Annotated in this window: 15 protein-coding genes; 1 reads left to right on the plus strand and 14 read right to left on the minus strand. The window is 53.9% G+C overall.

Annotated features, from left to right (window positions below):
* Positions 1 to 358 precede the first annotated feature (358 nt).
* The 14 genes from B212_RS0122065 to B212_RS0122130 all read right to left on the minus strand — a co-directional run bounded on the left by B212_RS0122065 (position 359) and on the right by B212_RS0122130 (position 15,278).
* Entirely contained in the window at positions 359 to 1,699 is a 1,341-nt protein-coding gene (locus B212_RS0122065; protein WP_019913293.1) for a UDP-glucose dehydrogenase family protein, read from the minus strand.
* Positions 1,700 to 1,703: 4 nt separating this feature from the next.
* Positions 1,704 to 2,804: a glycosyltransferase gene (locus B212_RS0122070; protein WP_019913294.1), complete on the minus strand. Its 1,101-nt coding sequence runs from the start codon at positions 2,802 to 2,804 to the stop codon at positions 1,704 to 1,706.
* 47 nt (positions 2,805 to 2,851) lie between these two features.
* A complete protein-coding gene (locus B212_RS0122075; RefSeq protein ID WP_019913295.1) occupies positions 2,852 to 3,991 on the minus strand; it encodes a glycosyltransferase family 4 protein in 1,140 nt (379 codons plus the stop codon).
* On the minus strand, positions 3,985 to 5,178 hold the full coding sequence (locus B212_RS0122080; RefSeq protein ID WP_019913296.1) for a glycosyltransferase family 4 protein: 1,194 nt from the start codon (positions 5,176 to 5,178) through the stop codon (positions 3,985 to 3,987). Before B212_RS0122080 ends, B212_RS0122075 begins: the two co-directional genes overlap by 7 nt.
* On the minus strand, positions 5,165 to 6,019 hold the full coding sequence (locus tag B212_RS0122085; protein WP_019913297.1) for a glycosyltransferase family 2 protein: 855 nt from the start codon (positions 6,017 to 6,019) through the stop codon (positions 5,165 to 5,167). Before B212_RS0122085 ends, B212_RS0122080 begins: the two co-directional genes overlap by 14 nt.
* Positions 6,020 to 6,267: 248 nt before the next feature.
* On the minus strand, positions 6,268 to 7,653 hold the full coding sequence (locus B212_RS0122090; RefSeq protein ID WP_019913298.1) for an oligosaccharide flippase family protein: 1,386 nt from the start codon (positions 7,651 to 7,653) through the stop codon (positions 6,268 to 6,270).
* A complete protein-coding gene (locus B212_RS0122095; RefSeq protein WP_019913299.1) occupies positions 7,619 to 9,085 on the minus strand; it encodes an O-antigen ligase family protein in 1,467 nt (488 codons plus the stop codon). The genes B212_RS0122090 and B212_RS0122095 overlap by 35 nt, the downstream gene beginning before the upstream one ends.
* The gene (locus tag B212_RS0122100; protein ID WP_019913300.1) at positions 9,082 to 9,855 is read right to left on the minus strand and encodes a WecB/TagA/CpsF family glycosyltransferase; all 774 of its coding nucleotides are present in this window, start codon (positions 9,853 to 9,855) and stop codon (positions 9,082 to 9,084) included. Before B212_RS0122100 ends, B212_RS0122095 begins: the two co-directional genes overlap by 4 nt.
* Entirely contained in the window at positions 9,852 to 11,192 is a 1,341-nt protein-coding gene (locus tag B212_RS0122105) for an O-antigen ligase family protein (protein WP_019913301.1), read from the minus strand. The genes B212_RS0122100 and B212_RS0122105 overlap by 4 nt, the downstream gene beginning before the upstream one ends.
* A gap of 8 nt (positions 11,193 to 11,200) precedes the next feature.
* Complete coding sequence (locus B212_RS0122110; RefSeq protein ID WP_019913302.1) at positions 11,201 to 12,136, minus strand: glycosyltransferase; 936 nt, start codon at positions 12,134 to 12,136, stop codon at positions 11,201 to 11,203.
* A gap of 26 nt (positions 12,137 to 12,162) precedes the next feature.
* On the minus strand, positions 12,163 to 12,855 hold the full coding sequence (locus B212_RS0122115) for a sugar transferase (protein ID WP_019913303.1): 693 nt from the start codon (positions 12,853 to 12,855) through the stop codon (positions 12,163 to 12,165).
* A gap of 88 nt (positions 12,856 to 12,943) precedes the next feature.
* Positions 12,944 to 13,831, minus strand: a complete 888-nt coding sequence (gene galU / locus B212_RS0122120; protein WP_019913304.1) for a UTP--glucose-1-phosphate uridylyltransferase GalU — start codon at positions 13,829 to 13,831, stop codon at positions 12,944 to 12,946.
* A gap of 81 nt (positions 13,832 to 13,912) precedes the next feature.
* Entirely contained in the window at positions 13,913 to 14,554 is a 642-nt protein-coding gene (locus B212_RS0122125; protein ID WP_019913305.1) for a CpsD/CapB family tyrosine-protein kinase, read from the minus strand.
* Positions 14,538 to 15,278, minus strand: coding sequence for a YveK family protein (locus tag B212_RS0122130; RefSeq protein WP_019913306.1), 741 nt, complete (start codon positions 15,276 to 15,278; stop codon positions 14,538 to 14,540). The genes B212_RS0122125 and B212_RS0122130 overlap by 17 nt, the downstream gene beginning before the upstream one ends.
* 300 nt (positions 15,279 to 15,578) lie before the next feature.
* Between B212_RS0122130 and B212_RS34670 the strand changes: the two genes are divergently transcribed.
* The gene (locus tag B212_RS34670) at positions 15,579 to 16,430 is read left to right on the plus strand and encodes a hypothetical protein (RefSeq protein WP_156830183.1); all 852 of its coding nucleotides are present in this window, start codon (positions 15,579 to 15,581) and stop codon (positions 16,428 to 16,430) included.
* Positions 16,431 to 16,434 lie beyond the last annotated feature (4 nt).

Consider the following 16,434-nt stretch of genomic DNA (forward strand, 5'->3'; position numbering starts at 1 on the left):
TTTAGACCGCTGTTCGCGGTAGAAATCCGGAGACAAAGGCGGACGCTACGCTCCTACAGTTCCAAAATTCCTCTCCGTTCCTTCCCTTAACAGCCTCTTTGCTCGCTTCACCCGGGGGCGAAGCTCCCTGCTAAAGATCCGGGCATTGCCGCTTGTGTCGCGGCAGTGTTGGGCTTTCGGCCGCTGCGCTGCGAAGCTTACAACCTTCTGTTAAGAACGCTTGTTGTACTAGGCGTTCTGTATGCACCAACCCTTTGCTCGCCTCGCCCGAAGGCGAAGCACACTGCTAAAGTTCCGGCATTGCCGCTTGTTGGGCGGCAGTTAGCGGCAAGAGCGTTAAAGCGATAAGTGCTTAGCCTTAGACCGCGCCGGCTACGCTGGGGGAGTAGCCGCTCAGGCCTCCCATTTGCGGGCGGCCGACAGAGTGGTACTCAAGGCCCGTGCCTTCGATCTGCTCCTTGGAGTAGACGTTGCGGCCGTCGATCAGCACCTGGCGGCGCATGCTCTCCGCAAGACGGTGCAGGTCGATCTCCTTGAACATGCTCCAGTCGGTCAGCAGGCACACGGCATCGCTGCCGTCGGCTGCTTCTTCGGGAAGCCCGCACCAGCGGAGCTGCGGATGATCATATTGCTGTCTGAAGTTATCCGCGGCGATCGGATCATACAGCTTCACCGTAGCGCCTTCGCCCACCAGCACCTCAATGATTTCGCGGGCCGGAGCCTCGCGGACATCATCGGTGTTCGGCTTGAAGGCCAGCCCCCAGATGCCGATGACCGCACCGCGCAGGCTGCCAAGGGATTCATGCAGCTTCGAGATAATCATGAAACGCTGGTCTTTGTTCACCTCGACTACCGATTTCAGCAGCTTGAACTCGTAATCCACGTTGCCGGCGATCTGGATCAGCGCATTGGTGTCCTTCGGGAAACAGGAGCCTCCATAACCGATACCGGCCTGCAGGAAGGATGAGCCAATTCTGCGGTCCATTCCCATGCCCTCCGCTACATTGGTTACATCGGCTCCTACTTTTTCGCAAATGTTGGCAATTTCGTTAATGAAGGAAATCTTCGTCGCCAGAAAGGCGTTGGAAGCATATTTGATCATTTCCGCACTGCGGATATCTGTTACGAACACATTTTCCGTGAAGCCCTGGTGAAGCTGACGCATGGTCGGTTCGAGCTGCGGATTATCCAGTCCGATGACAATCCGGTCGGGATGAAGCGTATCGCGGATGGCTGAGCCCTCGCGGAGAAATTCCGGAGCGGAGACGATATCGAAGGGATGGTTCGTGTGGGAGGCGATAATGCTGCGGATTTTCTCATTGGTGCCGACGGGAACCGTCGACTTGGTCATGATGATTTTATAGCCTTCCATCGCTTGCGCGATTTCTATCGCTGCACCTTCGATATAGCTTAAATTTGCTTCACCGCTCGGTAGAGAAGGCGTGCCCACCGCCAGGATGACGATATCGGAGCTTCGGACCGATTCCTGAAGATCAGAGGAGAAGCTCAGCCTGCCTTCACGCAGGTTCATTTCAATCAGCGCTTCAATTCCCGGTTCATAGATAGGAGATTCCATCCGCTTCAGCTTGCTGATCTTTTCCTCATCCTTATCCACGCAAATCACATGATTCCCATTCAATGTAAAACATACGCCAGATACAAGACCGACATAGCCGGTACCGATTACTGTCAGCTTCATACAATCATCCTCCCTTAAGAAAATTGACGTAGGCCTGTTCCACATATTGCTTGAACTGAACCATAAACGCCTGTTCATCGAATTTACGCGCATGGCCCATAATCTGCCCAATGTCCCACGCATAGGACTCCACTTCATTTATGGCTTGCAGCAAATCATCAACTTCCTGACGCTGGAAAAATACGCCGTTGACATAAGGTACGATGGTATCCAGCGCCCCACCGGCCTGATAAGCGATCACCGGTCTTCCAGCCGCATTCGCCTCCAGCGGCGTGATGCCGAAATCCTCTTCTCCCGGAAAAATAAACGCCCGGCACTGCGACATCAGCCCAGTAACCTCCGCATCCCCCAGCCGGCCCAGAAACGATACATTGTCCTTGGCCATGCCCTCCAGACGCTTGCGGTCCGGCCCGTCACCGACGATGTACAGCTTCAGTCCGTTCCTGTTGAAGGCTTCCACGGCCAGATCAATCCGCTTGTAGGAGACTAGCCGGGATACGATCAGATAGTAGTCACCGATAGAGGATGAACTGGTGAAGCGGGCCGTATTGATCGGCGGAAAAATCACATCCGCATCCCGGTGGTAATAGTTCTGAATCCGCGTCTTCACGACGGAGGAGTTCGCAACGAACTGGTTAACATTTTTGGACGTCCGCTGGTCCCAGGTCTTGAGCCGCTGCATGTAGACCTTGAGCAGCCTTTTGAACAGGCCGGAATTCGATTGCCGCTCCATGTACGTGTCATAATCCCAGGCGAACCGCATCGGCGTATGACAGTAGCACAGATGGAATGTAGATTCAGGCACCTGTATGCTTTTCATAAAAGCACTGCTGGAGCTCAGGACGATATCGTACCCGCGAAAGTCCAAATCACGGATGGCCATGGGATAAAGCGGCAGCACCCCTTTAAAGTTGGTCTTCACTCCCGGAATTTTTTGCAGCCAGGAGGCCCGGATATCCGCATCTTTGAGGTTCTCGGTCAGGCCGCTTCCGTTAAAAACCGTCGTGAAGATCGGAGCTTCCGGGTACATGTGGTGGAATACCTCCACTACCCTTTCCGCCCCACCCATCTGGATTAAATAATCGTGCGCTATCGCAATTTTCATGTGAATCATCCTCAAAGTTTTATGGAGCAGATCAGTCCCGAAGAGTCTCAGGTCGCCGCCAGCAAGCCTTTGTAGTAATCGACGATATCCTTGACTGTATTCTCGATGACAAAATGCTCTTTCACCCGTTTCATTCCACTGTCCGCCATCCGTCTGCGCTCCTCGGGATGGTTCAGCATCCAAGTGACGGATTCTGCAAGTATGGCAGCGTCTCCGGGCTGGATAAGCAGCCCCGTTTCTCCGGGAACCACAATCTCTACCGGCCCGCCTTCGTTGGAGGCGATCACCGGAAGTCCGGCCGCCATGCCTTCGACGATGACCTGGCCGAACGGCTCAGGGGTAATCGACGTGTGAATCAGCAAATCCGCTTTGCTCATGAGCCCTTGTATATCATCCACATGCCCCAGCAGGCTGACATTCGTCAGCTCATCCTGCCGCATCTGCTGAATTAATTGGTTCTTGTATTCCTCTTCCCCGAACAGGGCATCTCCGGCCAGCCAGAATTTCACCCGGCTGTCATTCTTAAAAGCTTTGGCGGCTTCCAGCACGACATGCTGGCCCTTCCAGTGTGCGAGCCGGCCCACCAGCAGGACGTTGAAATTCTTCTGGTCCCGCTTCACGATGCCTTCGCCGATGGCTTTGGCAAAAGCGGAGTAGACGACCAGCGTCTTCTTCGTCCGGGGCAGCTCCAGCGCCTTCAGGGTGGAATGGGAATTCGCGATAACGCCGTTCGGGAGCAGGCGTGACAGCAGTCGGATCGCCTTGGCGACAACCGGCTTCAGGTACGGGGCGCCGATGTGATCCCGGATGTGCCAGATTAGCGGCACGCCGGCCTTCTTGGCGGCAACGGCTCCATAGAATGCCGACTTCAGGGAGTTGGTGTGCACGCAGTCCACCTTCTCCTCCTTGAGCAGCGGAGCCAGCTTGCGCCCGTAAGCCAGCAGCCCCAGCGCGGCGGCCGGAGCGCCAAGATTGACGGTATTCCGTCCGCGGCTGCGGATGCTCTCATCCAGCGGAATAATGCGGACATCTATGCCTTTCTCCCGCAGGCGGTCGGCAAGTGTTCCTTCCTCGGCGAGAATCACCAGCGGCTTAATCTGTTCGCCAATATTGGTTAGAATGTTGAACAGGGCAACTTCCCCGCCGCTCCATTTGGCGGTGTGATCAATATAAGCAACTTTTAGCATCCTGAGGCCACACCCTTTCCCAGAGTTTCAAGGAATACGGATTCCACCTGATCACCCACATGCTCCCAGGTGTATTTCTCAAGCACATGGTTTCTGCACTCATCGCGGCCCGGCAGCAGCTTGCGGTTGCTCAGCATGTGGATCATGCCTTCCGCCATATCATCGCTGGATGAGCCCTTGAACAGCAGCTCCGGGCGGAAGCCCTGCAGAATTTCCTTATTGCCGCCGACCGGGGTAGCCATTACCGGAAGTCCGGAGGCAAGCGCCTCAACGGTGATCAGTCCGAAGCCTTCCAGTGCCTGTGACGGAACGACGAACATATCTGCCGCCTGATAATAAGAGGCCAGCTCATGATCCGGGATATAACCGAGCAGCCTTACCTTGTTGCCAAGGCCGTAGTCGGCAATTTTCTCTTCCAGCTCTCCGCGCAGCGGACCTTTGCCCCCGATGAGCAGAATCGCATTCGGGAAACGCTCGGACACCTGCTTCCAAGCCTCCAGAAGCTGCAGCAGCCCCATCCGGTTCATCAGGCGCCGAACCGTCAGCACTGTCGTTGCCCCTTCAGGCAAATTGAGAATCCGCCGGACTGCCAGCCGGCTCTCGGCGGGTACGAACCGGTTCACATTGGCTGCTCCCGGGATGACAATAATCTTGTGCAGCGGAACCCCATGCAGGCTGTGCAGCATATCGCGGAAGTATTCGCTGAGCACGATGAATTTGTCTGCGAGCTTATAGGCTTTATGTTCAATGGACTTCGCAATCGCCGTCTTGACGCGGTGCTTGATGCCCTGACCTTCGATCTTCATCTCTTCATTCCAGGGTCCGTGAAAGGTCGTAATTACCGGAATTCCGCGTTTCTTCGCTTCTATCGCCGGTCCGACGCCGTAAGGGGCAAAGTGGGAATAGAGGATATCAATCCGTCCGCTGCCATTCCCCATGAGATCTGCCGCCTTGCGCTGGAAGGCGTCCTTGCGCTTCCAGATCGTCTGCTGCGGATCGCCTGCGTTGTGGATAATCAGTTCCTTTGGCGTAGAAGGCGTCTCCTGGCTGCAGATCAGCGCATGCACCCGGTTGCGGGAGGAGAGCTGCTCACACACGGATTTAAAATAGGTGTTAAGCCCGCCCGGCTGTAACGAAGGCCAGCTTAGGCCGGTCGTCATAATGTTCAATCCATCACTGTACGGCATAGCTTCTCTCCCCTTTCTTCTCCTGCTTGGCTTGCCCCTCTGCATTATGCCGGGCCAGCTTGCCGGAGCTGTTCAATTCGTAAAGCTTGAAGCCAACCATGAATTCGTACATCACCCAGAATACGGATACCGCAAAACCTGAAATACCTTTCTTGAACAGGCCATGCAGAAAATATTTCTGCAGGAACCGCGCCGGCGGGCGAAGCAGCAAGTGACTGAGCTTAAAAGGCTTGCCGCTGGCATAAGCGCTTTGCGCCTCCAGATCGGTGTATTTGTTGAAGCGGGCCACATGGTCATTGATGCTGCGGAAGCCCTGATGCCAGAGGATTCCGTTCAGGCGGACCGTCTTCTCCTCCTCCACCTCGGGCATTTCATGCACTAAGCTGTTGCGGATGCCATACTGCTTGCGGTTGTAGAGGCGCACCAGATACTCACCCTTATCCAGCCACCTGCCCAGAAAATCACCGATCCGGTACAGCGAGTAAGCTGCGGCGCTGTCCGTCAGGCCCGGCTTGCGTTCAAGAATGTCCTTCGCCAGCTCATCGCTGACAACTTCGTCGGTATCAATCAGAAAGACCCAATCATGGACGGCGCGTTCCACTCCGAATTCTCTTTGCTTCGCGTATCCCGGCCAGGGGTTGACGTACACCCGGCAGTCCAAGCTTTCGGCAAGCTGCACCGTCCCGTCTTTGCTCCCTCCGTCGATTACAACCACCTCATCGGCGAATAGTCGGCAGGACTGAATTGCTTTGGATATCCGAACTTCGTCATCCTGAGCGATGATGACAGCCGAGATCGGGTAGCTGCCCGGTCTGCCAAGCACGCTTGTCACTGAATCCATGAAGGTATCCTCCTCTTTCTGTCCGGTGCTCGCCGTCGTTCCCAGGAATGTTTGGGCTTCCGATCGCTGTTGTCTTCCGATTTCTTTGATTAGAACCGCAATTTGCGGTTGAAATCGGAAGACAAAGGCGAACGCTAACGCTTCTCCAGCTCCAAACTTCCTTTCCACTCCTCTGACACCGTCCATTTGTCTTTTAAGCAAAAACTTAGCTCGCGAGTTGCACTGCTCGCTTAACCGCTGTAATTACTTTAATTGCTTGTATCCATAGGTTTTTTGCGGATATAGGAATTCATCGTTGTCTTCATCCACTGAATGTCATCCCCGTTAATGAACAGCCGGGGCAGCTTGACCTTCAGGTTGTATCTGATATTCAGAATAATGAACAGGAACCGCAGCACCGCCGAGGATAGCATCGCCACCCCTGCCCCGAACAATCCGAACTTCGGCACCAGCAGGAAGAGCAGCGGGATTACCAGAATCAGTCCCACCCCCTGAAGGATCGAGACAAATTTCGGCTTGCCGAGCGCCATGAACACCTGGGCCAGAATCAGCGTTCCCCCGCTGATCGTCACTTCCAGCAGCAGCAGGCGGAACACTGTCAGAGCGGTGTTGAAATCCTTGCCGTACAGCAGCGGAATAACGAACGGCGCGACCAGCATCAGGAACAGCGAGCCCAGCAGGGTGCAGGTTGTGCTGATCCGAAAGGCTTTGAAGGTAAGGGCAACCGCCTGATCCTTGGACAGCTCGGAGGCTTTCGGGAAGAGCACCACGGTGATCGAGTTCGAGAAGAAGTTGACCATCCGCGAGAGGCTCACCGCCACCGCATACAGCCCCAGATCCGCCGGCCGCAGCAGGCCGGCGATGATAATCTGGTCGATATAGTAGGAGAACTGTCCGAGCAGATCGTTACCGTAGGAACCCAGCCCGTAGGTGAACAGTCTTTTGAAATTCAGGTAGGCATCCTTCATCTTCACCTTGTAGGTGCGGAGCAGCGAAATCGTCATCCAGATGAAGAGCGGCACCGACGGCGCCAGATAAGCCAAGGCCGTTGTAAAAGGATTCATCGAATGGGTAAGGATCAGAACACCGATGGCCGCCAGTGTCAGCAGCGGAATCAGGTACCGCAGCCAGTTGAAGGTTTTGTAATCGCCCCTGAATTGAAAGGCCGCATTGTTGATCTGTGACACCACGATTAGCGGACAGAGGATCATCGACCATTGCGCGAACAGAACCACACTCGGGCTGAAGGATTTCAGCCAGTACGGAAGGACCACAATCCCGACGATCATAGCCGCGATTCCGAATCCAAGTGCGATCAGCAGGGACACCCGGTAGAGCACGCCTGCTTCGTCAGGATTCTTCTTGGCGTTGTAGATCAGCGCCGAAGGAATGCCGAAGCTCATGCTGAACGCCAGAAACTGCGACCAGTTCACCATAGCTGTCTGCTCCCCGCGTCCGGTTGGCCCCAGATAGCGGGCGGTCAGCACACCGGTCAGCATATTAACCAGCAGGATCAGCACGCTGACGAACATGGTCTTCACTGCGGCTGAACTGTTGTCCTTGCTCTTCGTAAATCTTCGCAGCGAGGACAAGACGGTGCTAGTGGGAAGTGATTTCGCGTTCGATGGCTGCATGTGGTGTTCCCTTCTTTCTGCTCTCAATAATCTCTTTAGCGCCGAGGCCAAGGCCGATCAGCATCCAGATCAGGTACCCCTTAAGTCCGGGAAACCCGTTGTCCGATACCAGGCTGGCCACCGCCCCCATCCAGGCCGCCAGCGACAGCCGGGCATAAGGCTGGAGGCTGTCCTTGCTGGTGACCCGAACTACAATCTGCTTAATCACTGCACCCAGAGCGCCGAAGAAGAAGAGCGCGCCCAGAACTCCAAAGGTCAGCAGCAATGCAATAAAACCGTTGTCCATATTGCCGTATTCTCCAAGCTCCCCGCCATTTCCAAGCTTCGTGCCCTGTCCGACGCTGCCGATTCCCTGGCCGACCGGATTGGCGGCGACCATCGGCAGCATGTTCTGCCAGAGGTTCAGGCGCTCATTATAGGAATGGTCCTGCTCTACGGAGGTCAATGTCTCCATCCGGGCCACCAGCCCTTCGGCACCGGGCAGCTTGGGGACGATCCAGAAGAGCGCAGCACCGACAAAAACGAGCTGGAGCAGCGTTTTCCATTTCCCCTTGGAAGAGGATGAGGCAATGTATACTAGCAGCATCACCAGCAGGACGAGCCAAGCGGAACGGACCAGGGTGGTGAGCAGGCAGATGACCACGAGCAGTACGCCGGCCCAGCGCAGCGTACCCTGCCATTTTTTCTCCAGAATCATCGGCACCAGGGCAAAGACCAGAAACGTCGCCGCCGGTCCCGGAGAATTCAGGGTGGAGAATACCCTGATCTCCAGCGGATAAGGTGTTCCGATAGACATCATGTCGGCGTTCCGCATCCAGAAGGCATCCCATGGCGGAACGGTCAGGTATTGGATGATCCCGTACACGGCGACGAGAACCGCGATGTTCGCGTAAGCGTACAGCAGCCGGTCAATATCCTTCGGCTTAAAGCGTGTTACAGCGAAGAACGGAATCAGCAGCAGCGGCACGATGTAATTCGCCAGGTCGTACACGGAGCCGATGCCGTTCTTGGCCAGCCCGATCAGCGATCCGTAAGCCAGCGCTACCGCGAACAGCATCATAATCCGGGTGGAGGATTTGCGGATGCGGTGAATCTCCTTCAGTACCGGTATCGCCAGCGCAGCTCCTGTGAGCAGTGGCGCCAGACTGAGCAGTGATACGGAATGATAGACCCCCTCCGCCCAATCGGCGATCCGCCGCAGCTCCGGGGCAACCGCCCAGACCAGCAAGGTGTAGGCGATTAGCAGCCGCGGCTTCAGCAGCGCCAGCAGGAAGGCCGGGAACAGAATTCCCGCCAGGATAATCCCCTGCAGACTGCTGGAAGCGCTGAGCTTCGCACTGGCAAATCCGATCATCAGCGGAAGGCCAAGACATATGCCGCAGATTAACATCATCGCCCCTACTGATTTCATGGACGGAAGACTTACATTCATTCCAGCCTGCCTCCCTTTGCTTTATCCCGCTTGCGCAGCTCCTTGAGCAGCAGCACCAGGAATTGGGCATCATCGACAAGATATCTTTTCCATAGCCGCCCCGGTTCCTGACTGAGCCGCCAGAACCATTCCAGGCCTGTTCTCTGCATAAAATCCGGCGCCCGTTTCACCGAGCCTGACAGAAAGTCAAAGGTAGCTCCTACGCCAATGGAGATCGGCGCGCGATAAGTATTGTAATGCCGGTAAATCCACTTCTCCTGCTTCGGCGCTCCCACGCCTACGAACACAATATCCGGCTGACTTTCGGTCAGCATTTCAATAATGCGCTTGTTCTCTTCATCGTTGTGCTCAAAGCCGTAGGAAGGAGAATAGCAGCCGACAATGTTCATGCCCGGATAAGCCGCTTTAAGGTTCTTGGTCGCCCGTTCCGGCACGCCCTCCGCCGAGCCCAGGAAGAACAACCGGTACTTCCTTTGCTCGAAGGCATTGCCGAGGCGGCTGAAGAGATCAGCTCCCGATACCTTTTGCTTCAGCGGCTTGCCCAGCATCTTCGAAGCCCAGATCAGCGGCATACCATCCGCCACTACGGCGCCTGCTTCGGAATAAACCGTCCTGAACTCTTGGTCCTTGCGCAGCTTGATTACGTGATCAACGTTGCAGGTCAGGATGTAGGATTGCGTCCGTTCCTGAATCGTCTTGTCAATGTAATCAAGCAAATCCATGAAATCATAGTTATCGAAATTGACATCGAACATGTTCACTTGGTTCATCGTATCACTTCTTTTTGTGGGGAATCGGTGGACTGTGAAGAACGATACAGGCAGTTCAGGTACCAACAGAACGGAATGATGGATTGGACCGTCGACAGCGTGTTATCGGAAAAAGAATAAATCAGAAACGCTGCTAGAAAGAGCAGGTAATAAGGTCTGACCGGCGGTGCCAAAGCTCTGTACACCAGCAGAAATACGGCAAGTAGAGAAATCAGCAGCAGTATGGCCCCGATATACCCGCCATCATAGTAGAAGCGGATATACTCATTATGCGGAACTACAAAACCTTTATAGAGCGTCCCGTCATTCGCCACCGTAACAGCTCCAAGTCCTCTGCCCGACCACGGAGAATCCGCCGCCTTGTTCAGGAAATACGTCCAGGCTTCCGCCCGGCCCGACAGGTCAACGCCCGTCTCCGTCGAGCGTTCGAAGGAACGCTTCTTGATGTTATCGAGCTGCAGATACACGGCTGAGAAGATCAGGATCACCGAGCACAGGAGCGGAATCAGATACTTCGTTCTGCCTTTCAAGTACTGCCGCGAAATATCGTAAAAATAATAAAGGACCATCAAGATCAGTGCGAGTACCGGTCCCCGTGTCCCTGTTCCAATGAGAATCAGGAAATTCAGTGCCAGCATGATGTAGAAAAAGCGGATATGCTGCGGACTTCGCTTAATCTCGATAAAAGCAATCCCTACGCCCATAAAGGCCAGCATTGCCAGATGCGCCGGAATATTCGCTCCCTGAATCCGCACCGCTCCCGTGAACTCGACATCCAGAAAATTGTGCAGATGCACCACCTGCAGCATAATTCCGGCCAGCACACTCACCAGCGGAAGCATAGTGATAATGCGGATTTGCCGCTCTGCCACTTCCTTCTTCCAGTTGATCAAGAGGAAAACAAAGGGCAGGGAGAGCCCGATAAAAGCTTTGACGGCAATAGATCCGCTCATCTCCGGCAGCCAGATGGAGAAGCCGAAGGTGATAAAGACCAGCGCCACCATTGCCCAAAGGGGCGGGCTGAGACGGAACTTCAATCCGTTCACCAGTATGCAGGGAACCAGCAGCATCAGGATGACCAGCTTGTAGAACGATAGAATTTCAATGCCGAACATGCTGCCGTCATACAGAAAGTTGATGGAAATCGCCGTCGTCAGCAGAACGAAATAGCTGATGAGCTCAGGACGCGAGATCGAGACCACCAGCAAAAGTATCAGAAGTACGGCAGCTACCGCTATCATCGGCTGGTAGATGACCGCCGTTCCCAGGAACAATGCGGACAAGAGGTAGAGCATTCCGTATGGTAATATTTTGGAGCCCCACGCAAAATTCGTCATTGTCACCCTCACCCCGCTGCAGATTCCCTCTTCCGGTTCCAGATCATATGAAGAGTTCCGCGGATACTCTCCAGCCGGCATTTGTTCAAGAGCTTTCTTCCCTGGCTTCTGGAAAGGATGGAATCTGCCAGTATATACATGACTTTAGCCGCCGTCTTCCCCAGCAGGAGCAGATTACCCTTCACACCTTCGCTTTTCATGGCGTTGGATATGCCCTGGCTGTAATATCTTTTCATAATCCAATCTTCCGTCAGCCGGTTAGCGGGCACGAAATGATCGACAGCCATCTGCGGGTGATAGAGGATTGAATGTCCTTCACTTTCCAATTGATTGAACAGCCAGGTCTCTTCACCGGAGAGAAGTGAATCGCCTTTTCTTCCCAGCTCCAGAGGAAACAGGCTGATGTCGAAGGCTACCTTGCGCATCGCCATGTTGGCGCCGCAGGGATGAAGCCGCTTCGGATATTCCTTGATCTTGTTGCCCAGATCCACAATCGTGTAAGGAAGCTCGAAGGGCTTAATCAGCCATTCCGGGCGTTTGCTTTCGAAGATCGGAGCAATTTTGCCGCCCATAGCCATAACCTCAGGTCTTTGTTCAAAGGTGCTTACAATTGTTGTAATCCAATTCCGGCAAGGAATCGCATCGTCATCGAGAAAAGCGATTAGCGGCGATTTGGAAGCCAGAATTCCTGAATTCCGGGCGGCCGATAATCCCTGTATCGGCTCCAGAAGGTAACGGATATCCATATCTGCGCCGTGATCGTCTATGAACCGCCTGATGGCAGCCGCCGTATCATCCTTGGAGCGGTTATCCACCACAATGACTTCGGCCTGATCCAGATTCTCCAGCGGCAACAGCGACTGCAGTGTCTTAACCAGCAAGGCTGATCTGTTGTAGGTGCAGATGATTATGGAAATCTTAGGAACGTCCCCGTATACAAGCATCGGCTTTCACCCAATTTCCATTTTTATTAATATGCATCTTTGGACCCGAGCAGCATCAGTCCGGTTTTGGCAATAATTTTGAGATCCAGCATCGTGCTCCGGATATGAATATACGTCAGATCAAGCTGCACCATTTCGTCAAAGCCGACGCTGTTTCTGGCATTGACCTGCCAGTAGCCGGTGCAGCCCGGAGTAACCATAAGCCGCTGCTTGTCATATTCCGTATACTGCGCCACCTCTTCCACCAGCGGAGGACGGGGACCGACCAGACTCATATGACCCACCAGCACATTCCAGAGCTGAGGCAGCTCATCAATACTCGTCTTGCGCAGGAATCTTCCGATACGTGTGATGCGCGGATCATTCTTGATCTTGAACATCGCACCGCTGACCTCGTTGTAGGCCATCAGATTCGCTTTCAGCTCCTCGGCATTGGAGACCATGGATCTGAATTTATACATTGGAAACAGCTTCTCACCCTTGCCAACCCGGTTCTGGCGGAAGAACACCTTTCCCTTCGGGTCTTCCAGCTTAATCAGGATGGCAACCACTGCGAACAGCGGCAGCAGCACGAGAAGGCCAAGAGCGGAGAAAAAAATGTCGATAATCCGCTTCATCACCAGATAGGAATCCATTTCTTTGCTTCCTTCATTGGCATGTAGCATGTAAAGTTTCGGCAGGACGGCCTCATAGTCTTCCGGCAGTTTTTGCATGCTCATTTCTTCTCATTCCTCCTAAAAGTTTTGTGAGCATAAGCTTCCATGAATCACATCGAGCAAAACTTGCTTCGAAAGCATACGCCAAGTCTTAGCTATTCAGAGTTAGTCCCTCTTTGCTGAGCCAGTCCGCCATTGCGTCCATTACCTGGTACTTAAGATCCTCGCTTTGCAGCGCAAATTCCAGTGTGGTCAAAATATAGCCAAGGCGCTCGCCGACATCATATCTCGTCCCGTCGAAGTTATAAGCGTATACCCGCTCGCTTTGGTTCAGCTTCTGGATCGCATCGGTAAGCTGAATCTCGCCGCCTGCGCCTTTTTCCTGAAGATCCAGGTACTTGAAAATCTTCGGAGTGAACACGTACCGTCCCATAATCGCCAGGTTCGAAGGAGCGGTTCCGAGCGGAGGTTTCTCGACAAAATTATTGACCCGGTAGAGCCGTCCGTCCTGCAGGTCCGGTTCGATAATGCCGTAGCGGTTCGTGAATTCATCGGGAATTTCCTGTACACCGATTACTGAATTCTGCGTATCCTCGTACTGGTCAATCAACTGCTTCAGGCATGGAACCTTGCCGGTTACGATGTCGTCACCGAGCATAACGCCGAAGGGCTCGTCTCCGATAAAACGTCTTGCGCACCATACCGCATGGCCGAGGCCTTTGGGTTCTTTTTGCCGGATGTAGTGAATCTCCACCTTGGAGGAACGCTGAACCTCCTTCAGCAGCTCCAGCTTGCCGTCCTCCAGCAGTCTGGATTCCAGCTCAAAAGCATTGTCAAAATGATCTTCAATCGCCCGCTTGCCTTTACCTGTAACGATGATAATGTCTTCAATACCGGAAGCGATCGCTTCCTCCACGATGTATTGGATGGTCGGTTTGTTGATGATCGGCAGCATTTCCTTAGGCATTGCTTTCGTCGCGGGAAGGAAGCGCGTTCCTAGTCCAGCAGCAGGGATAATAACCTTTTTTACCTTTTTCATGGCACTTACCTCCTAAAAAAGTTTTGTAAGATTATGTGCTCCGCTCGAATCTCTTCGTACAAAACTTGCTTTTCGGAAGCACTATTTGGTCTGATTCATGGCAATGCCCAGAATCTTTACACCCGTTTGCTCCATTAGCCCTTTCAGCTTCTTCAGTGATTCGCGTTTCGTTTTTCCGTGTCTCGCAACGATGATCAGACCGTCGGACAGCGGAGCCAGAATGCGCGCATCGCTATATTCTAACGCTTGGGGCGAATCCAGAAGAATCAAGTCAAAGCTGGCTTTCAGCTCTTCCAGGAGAGCCGCCATTTTGTCGCTGCCCAGCAGATCCGGCGGACTGACATTGGTAATGCCGGCCGGGATTACGGCAAGATTCGCTAAGTTTCCGTAAACGGCGATATCCTTGGCCTCTTCGATGCCGCCAAGATATGCGGCGAGACCATAGCTTCCCTCTACCTCGAACACGGTGTGCAGCGCCGGATCTCTCAGATTGCAGTCCACAACGGCTACCTTCTTGCCATCCTGAACAAAGGAAACCGCAAGATTAGACAAAATCGTTGTTTTACCTTCTCCGCCTTCCGATGAAGTGAAGAGCAGCACCTGCCCCCCGCTTCCCTTCAGCAGTCCGAGCTGCCGGATGTAGGTACGCAGTGAGCGGAAGGATTCAGAGATATGCGAGGAAGGGTTCAGGTCTGCGATCAGACTTTTATTCAGCCGTAACATAAGTGCCCTCCCCTACTCTTGCTTTCGCATTTGCCGCCTTGCCCAGATCACGCTTGCGGATCGAAGGAATGCTGGCAATAACAGGCAGCCCCAGATCGAATTCCGCTTCCTTCTCGGACCGAAGTGTCCCGTTAAGGGTTTCCAGCAGCAGGATGATTCCCACAGCCGCCATAAGCGATACTACAAAGCTGATGATGATGTTCATCGTGGAGCCGCCGTTTACCGGCTGAGGAACATCGGCAGGATCAGCCGGTGTCAGGAACGTTACATTGTCCAGATTCATCAGCGCCGGGAGACTGCGGATGAACGTCTGCGAAACCGCGTTTACTATAGTTGCCGCTTTCGTGTAGTTCTCGTCCTGTACGCTCAGGTTGATGACCTGGCTTTTATCCGAAGACTTGATTTGCAGCTTGGCTGCCAGTTGCTGCTCCGACAGTTTGAACTCCGGATGCTCTGCTACCACGCTTTTCATAATCGTTGGGGACTTCATGATTTCCTTGTAGCTCTCGATGAGGTTGAGACTGAAGTTCAGATTATTCAGGTTATTGCTCTCGGGGACATTTGCGGCGTTGTTGACGAGCAGTTGTCCGGAGGCTGAGTAGACAGGTACGACGAAGTTTTTGCTGACGTAGAAGGTGGTCGCACAGGAGATTAATACAAACACCGTGATTAGCCATAACCGCTTCTTAATCAGGTTAATGTAGTCCAAAATCGTCTTTTCCACAGTAACCCTCCTTCCGCATTAATTACATTCTGAAAGCAATCATGAAAATTTCAGATATCTTGCTTTTATTCTAGCAATCCGAGGGATTTCCCACATGGGTCATACCATCACTTTAATCTTCACTTTCGAGTGAGGCGTTTTGGTTCATACGAGGGGGGCGATGGTATACTTTAGTACCATATGACTGTAATTTTCTAGGGAACCGTGTCACCAAAAGCTACGTCTGGTGTCATTTCAACGCGCATTTCTTGTTCAGATAATGTTCAGATGGCTCTGCTAGTCTGATCTCAGCCCACGGTTTTGGCGATTCTGGGCAATGTAAAACCCGCCGCCCGTGACGTAACAACGGTACTTCTGCCGTTCTTTCCGGCCAACCCGCCGCCTGCAGCCCTAACAACGGCATTTCTGCCGTTGTTTCCGGCCAATCTGCTGCCTGCGGCCCTAACAACGGCATTTCTGCCGTTGTTTCCGGGCAACCCGCCGCCTGCGGCCCTAACAACGGCATTTCTGCCGTTGTTTCCGGGCAAACCAGCCGCTACGGCTCCAGCAACGGCATTTCTGCCGTTCTTTCCAGCCAACCCGCCGCCTGCGGCCCTAACAACGGCACTTCTGCCGTTCTTTCCGGCCAACCCGCCGCCTGCAGCCCTAACAACGGCATTTCTGCCGTTCTTTCCGGCCAATCTGCTGCCTGCGGCCCTAAGAACGGCATTTCTGCCGTTGTTCCCGGCCAACCCGCCGCCCGCGGCTCTAACAACGGCATTTCTGCCGTTGTTCCCGGCCAATCTGCTGCCTGCGGCCGTAACAACGGCACTTCTGCCGTTGTTCCCGGCCAATCTGCTGCCTGCGGCCCTAAGAACGGCATTTCTGCCGTTGTTCCCGGCCAACCCGCCGCCTGCGGCCCTAACAACGGCATTTCTGCCGTTGTTCCCGGCCAATCTGCTGCCTGCGGCCCTAACAACGGCATTTCTGCCGTTGTTCCCGGCCAATCTGCTGCCTGCGGCTCTAACAACGGCATTTCTGCCGTTGTTCCCGGCCAACCCGCCGCCTGCGGCCCTAACAACGGCATTTCTGCCGTTGTTCCCGAAACACACAAAAAAACACGGACAGCCATGTCCGTGCTCCGTGTTTCCTAATCCTATATTTTTTTTATAAATTA

The sequence above is a fragment of the Paenibacillus sp. HW567 genome (genome assembly GCF_000374185.1).
Lineage (GTDB): Bacteria > Bacillota > Bacilli > Paenibacillales > Paenibacillaceae > Paenibacillus_AQ.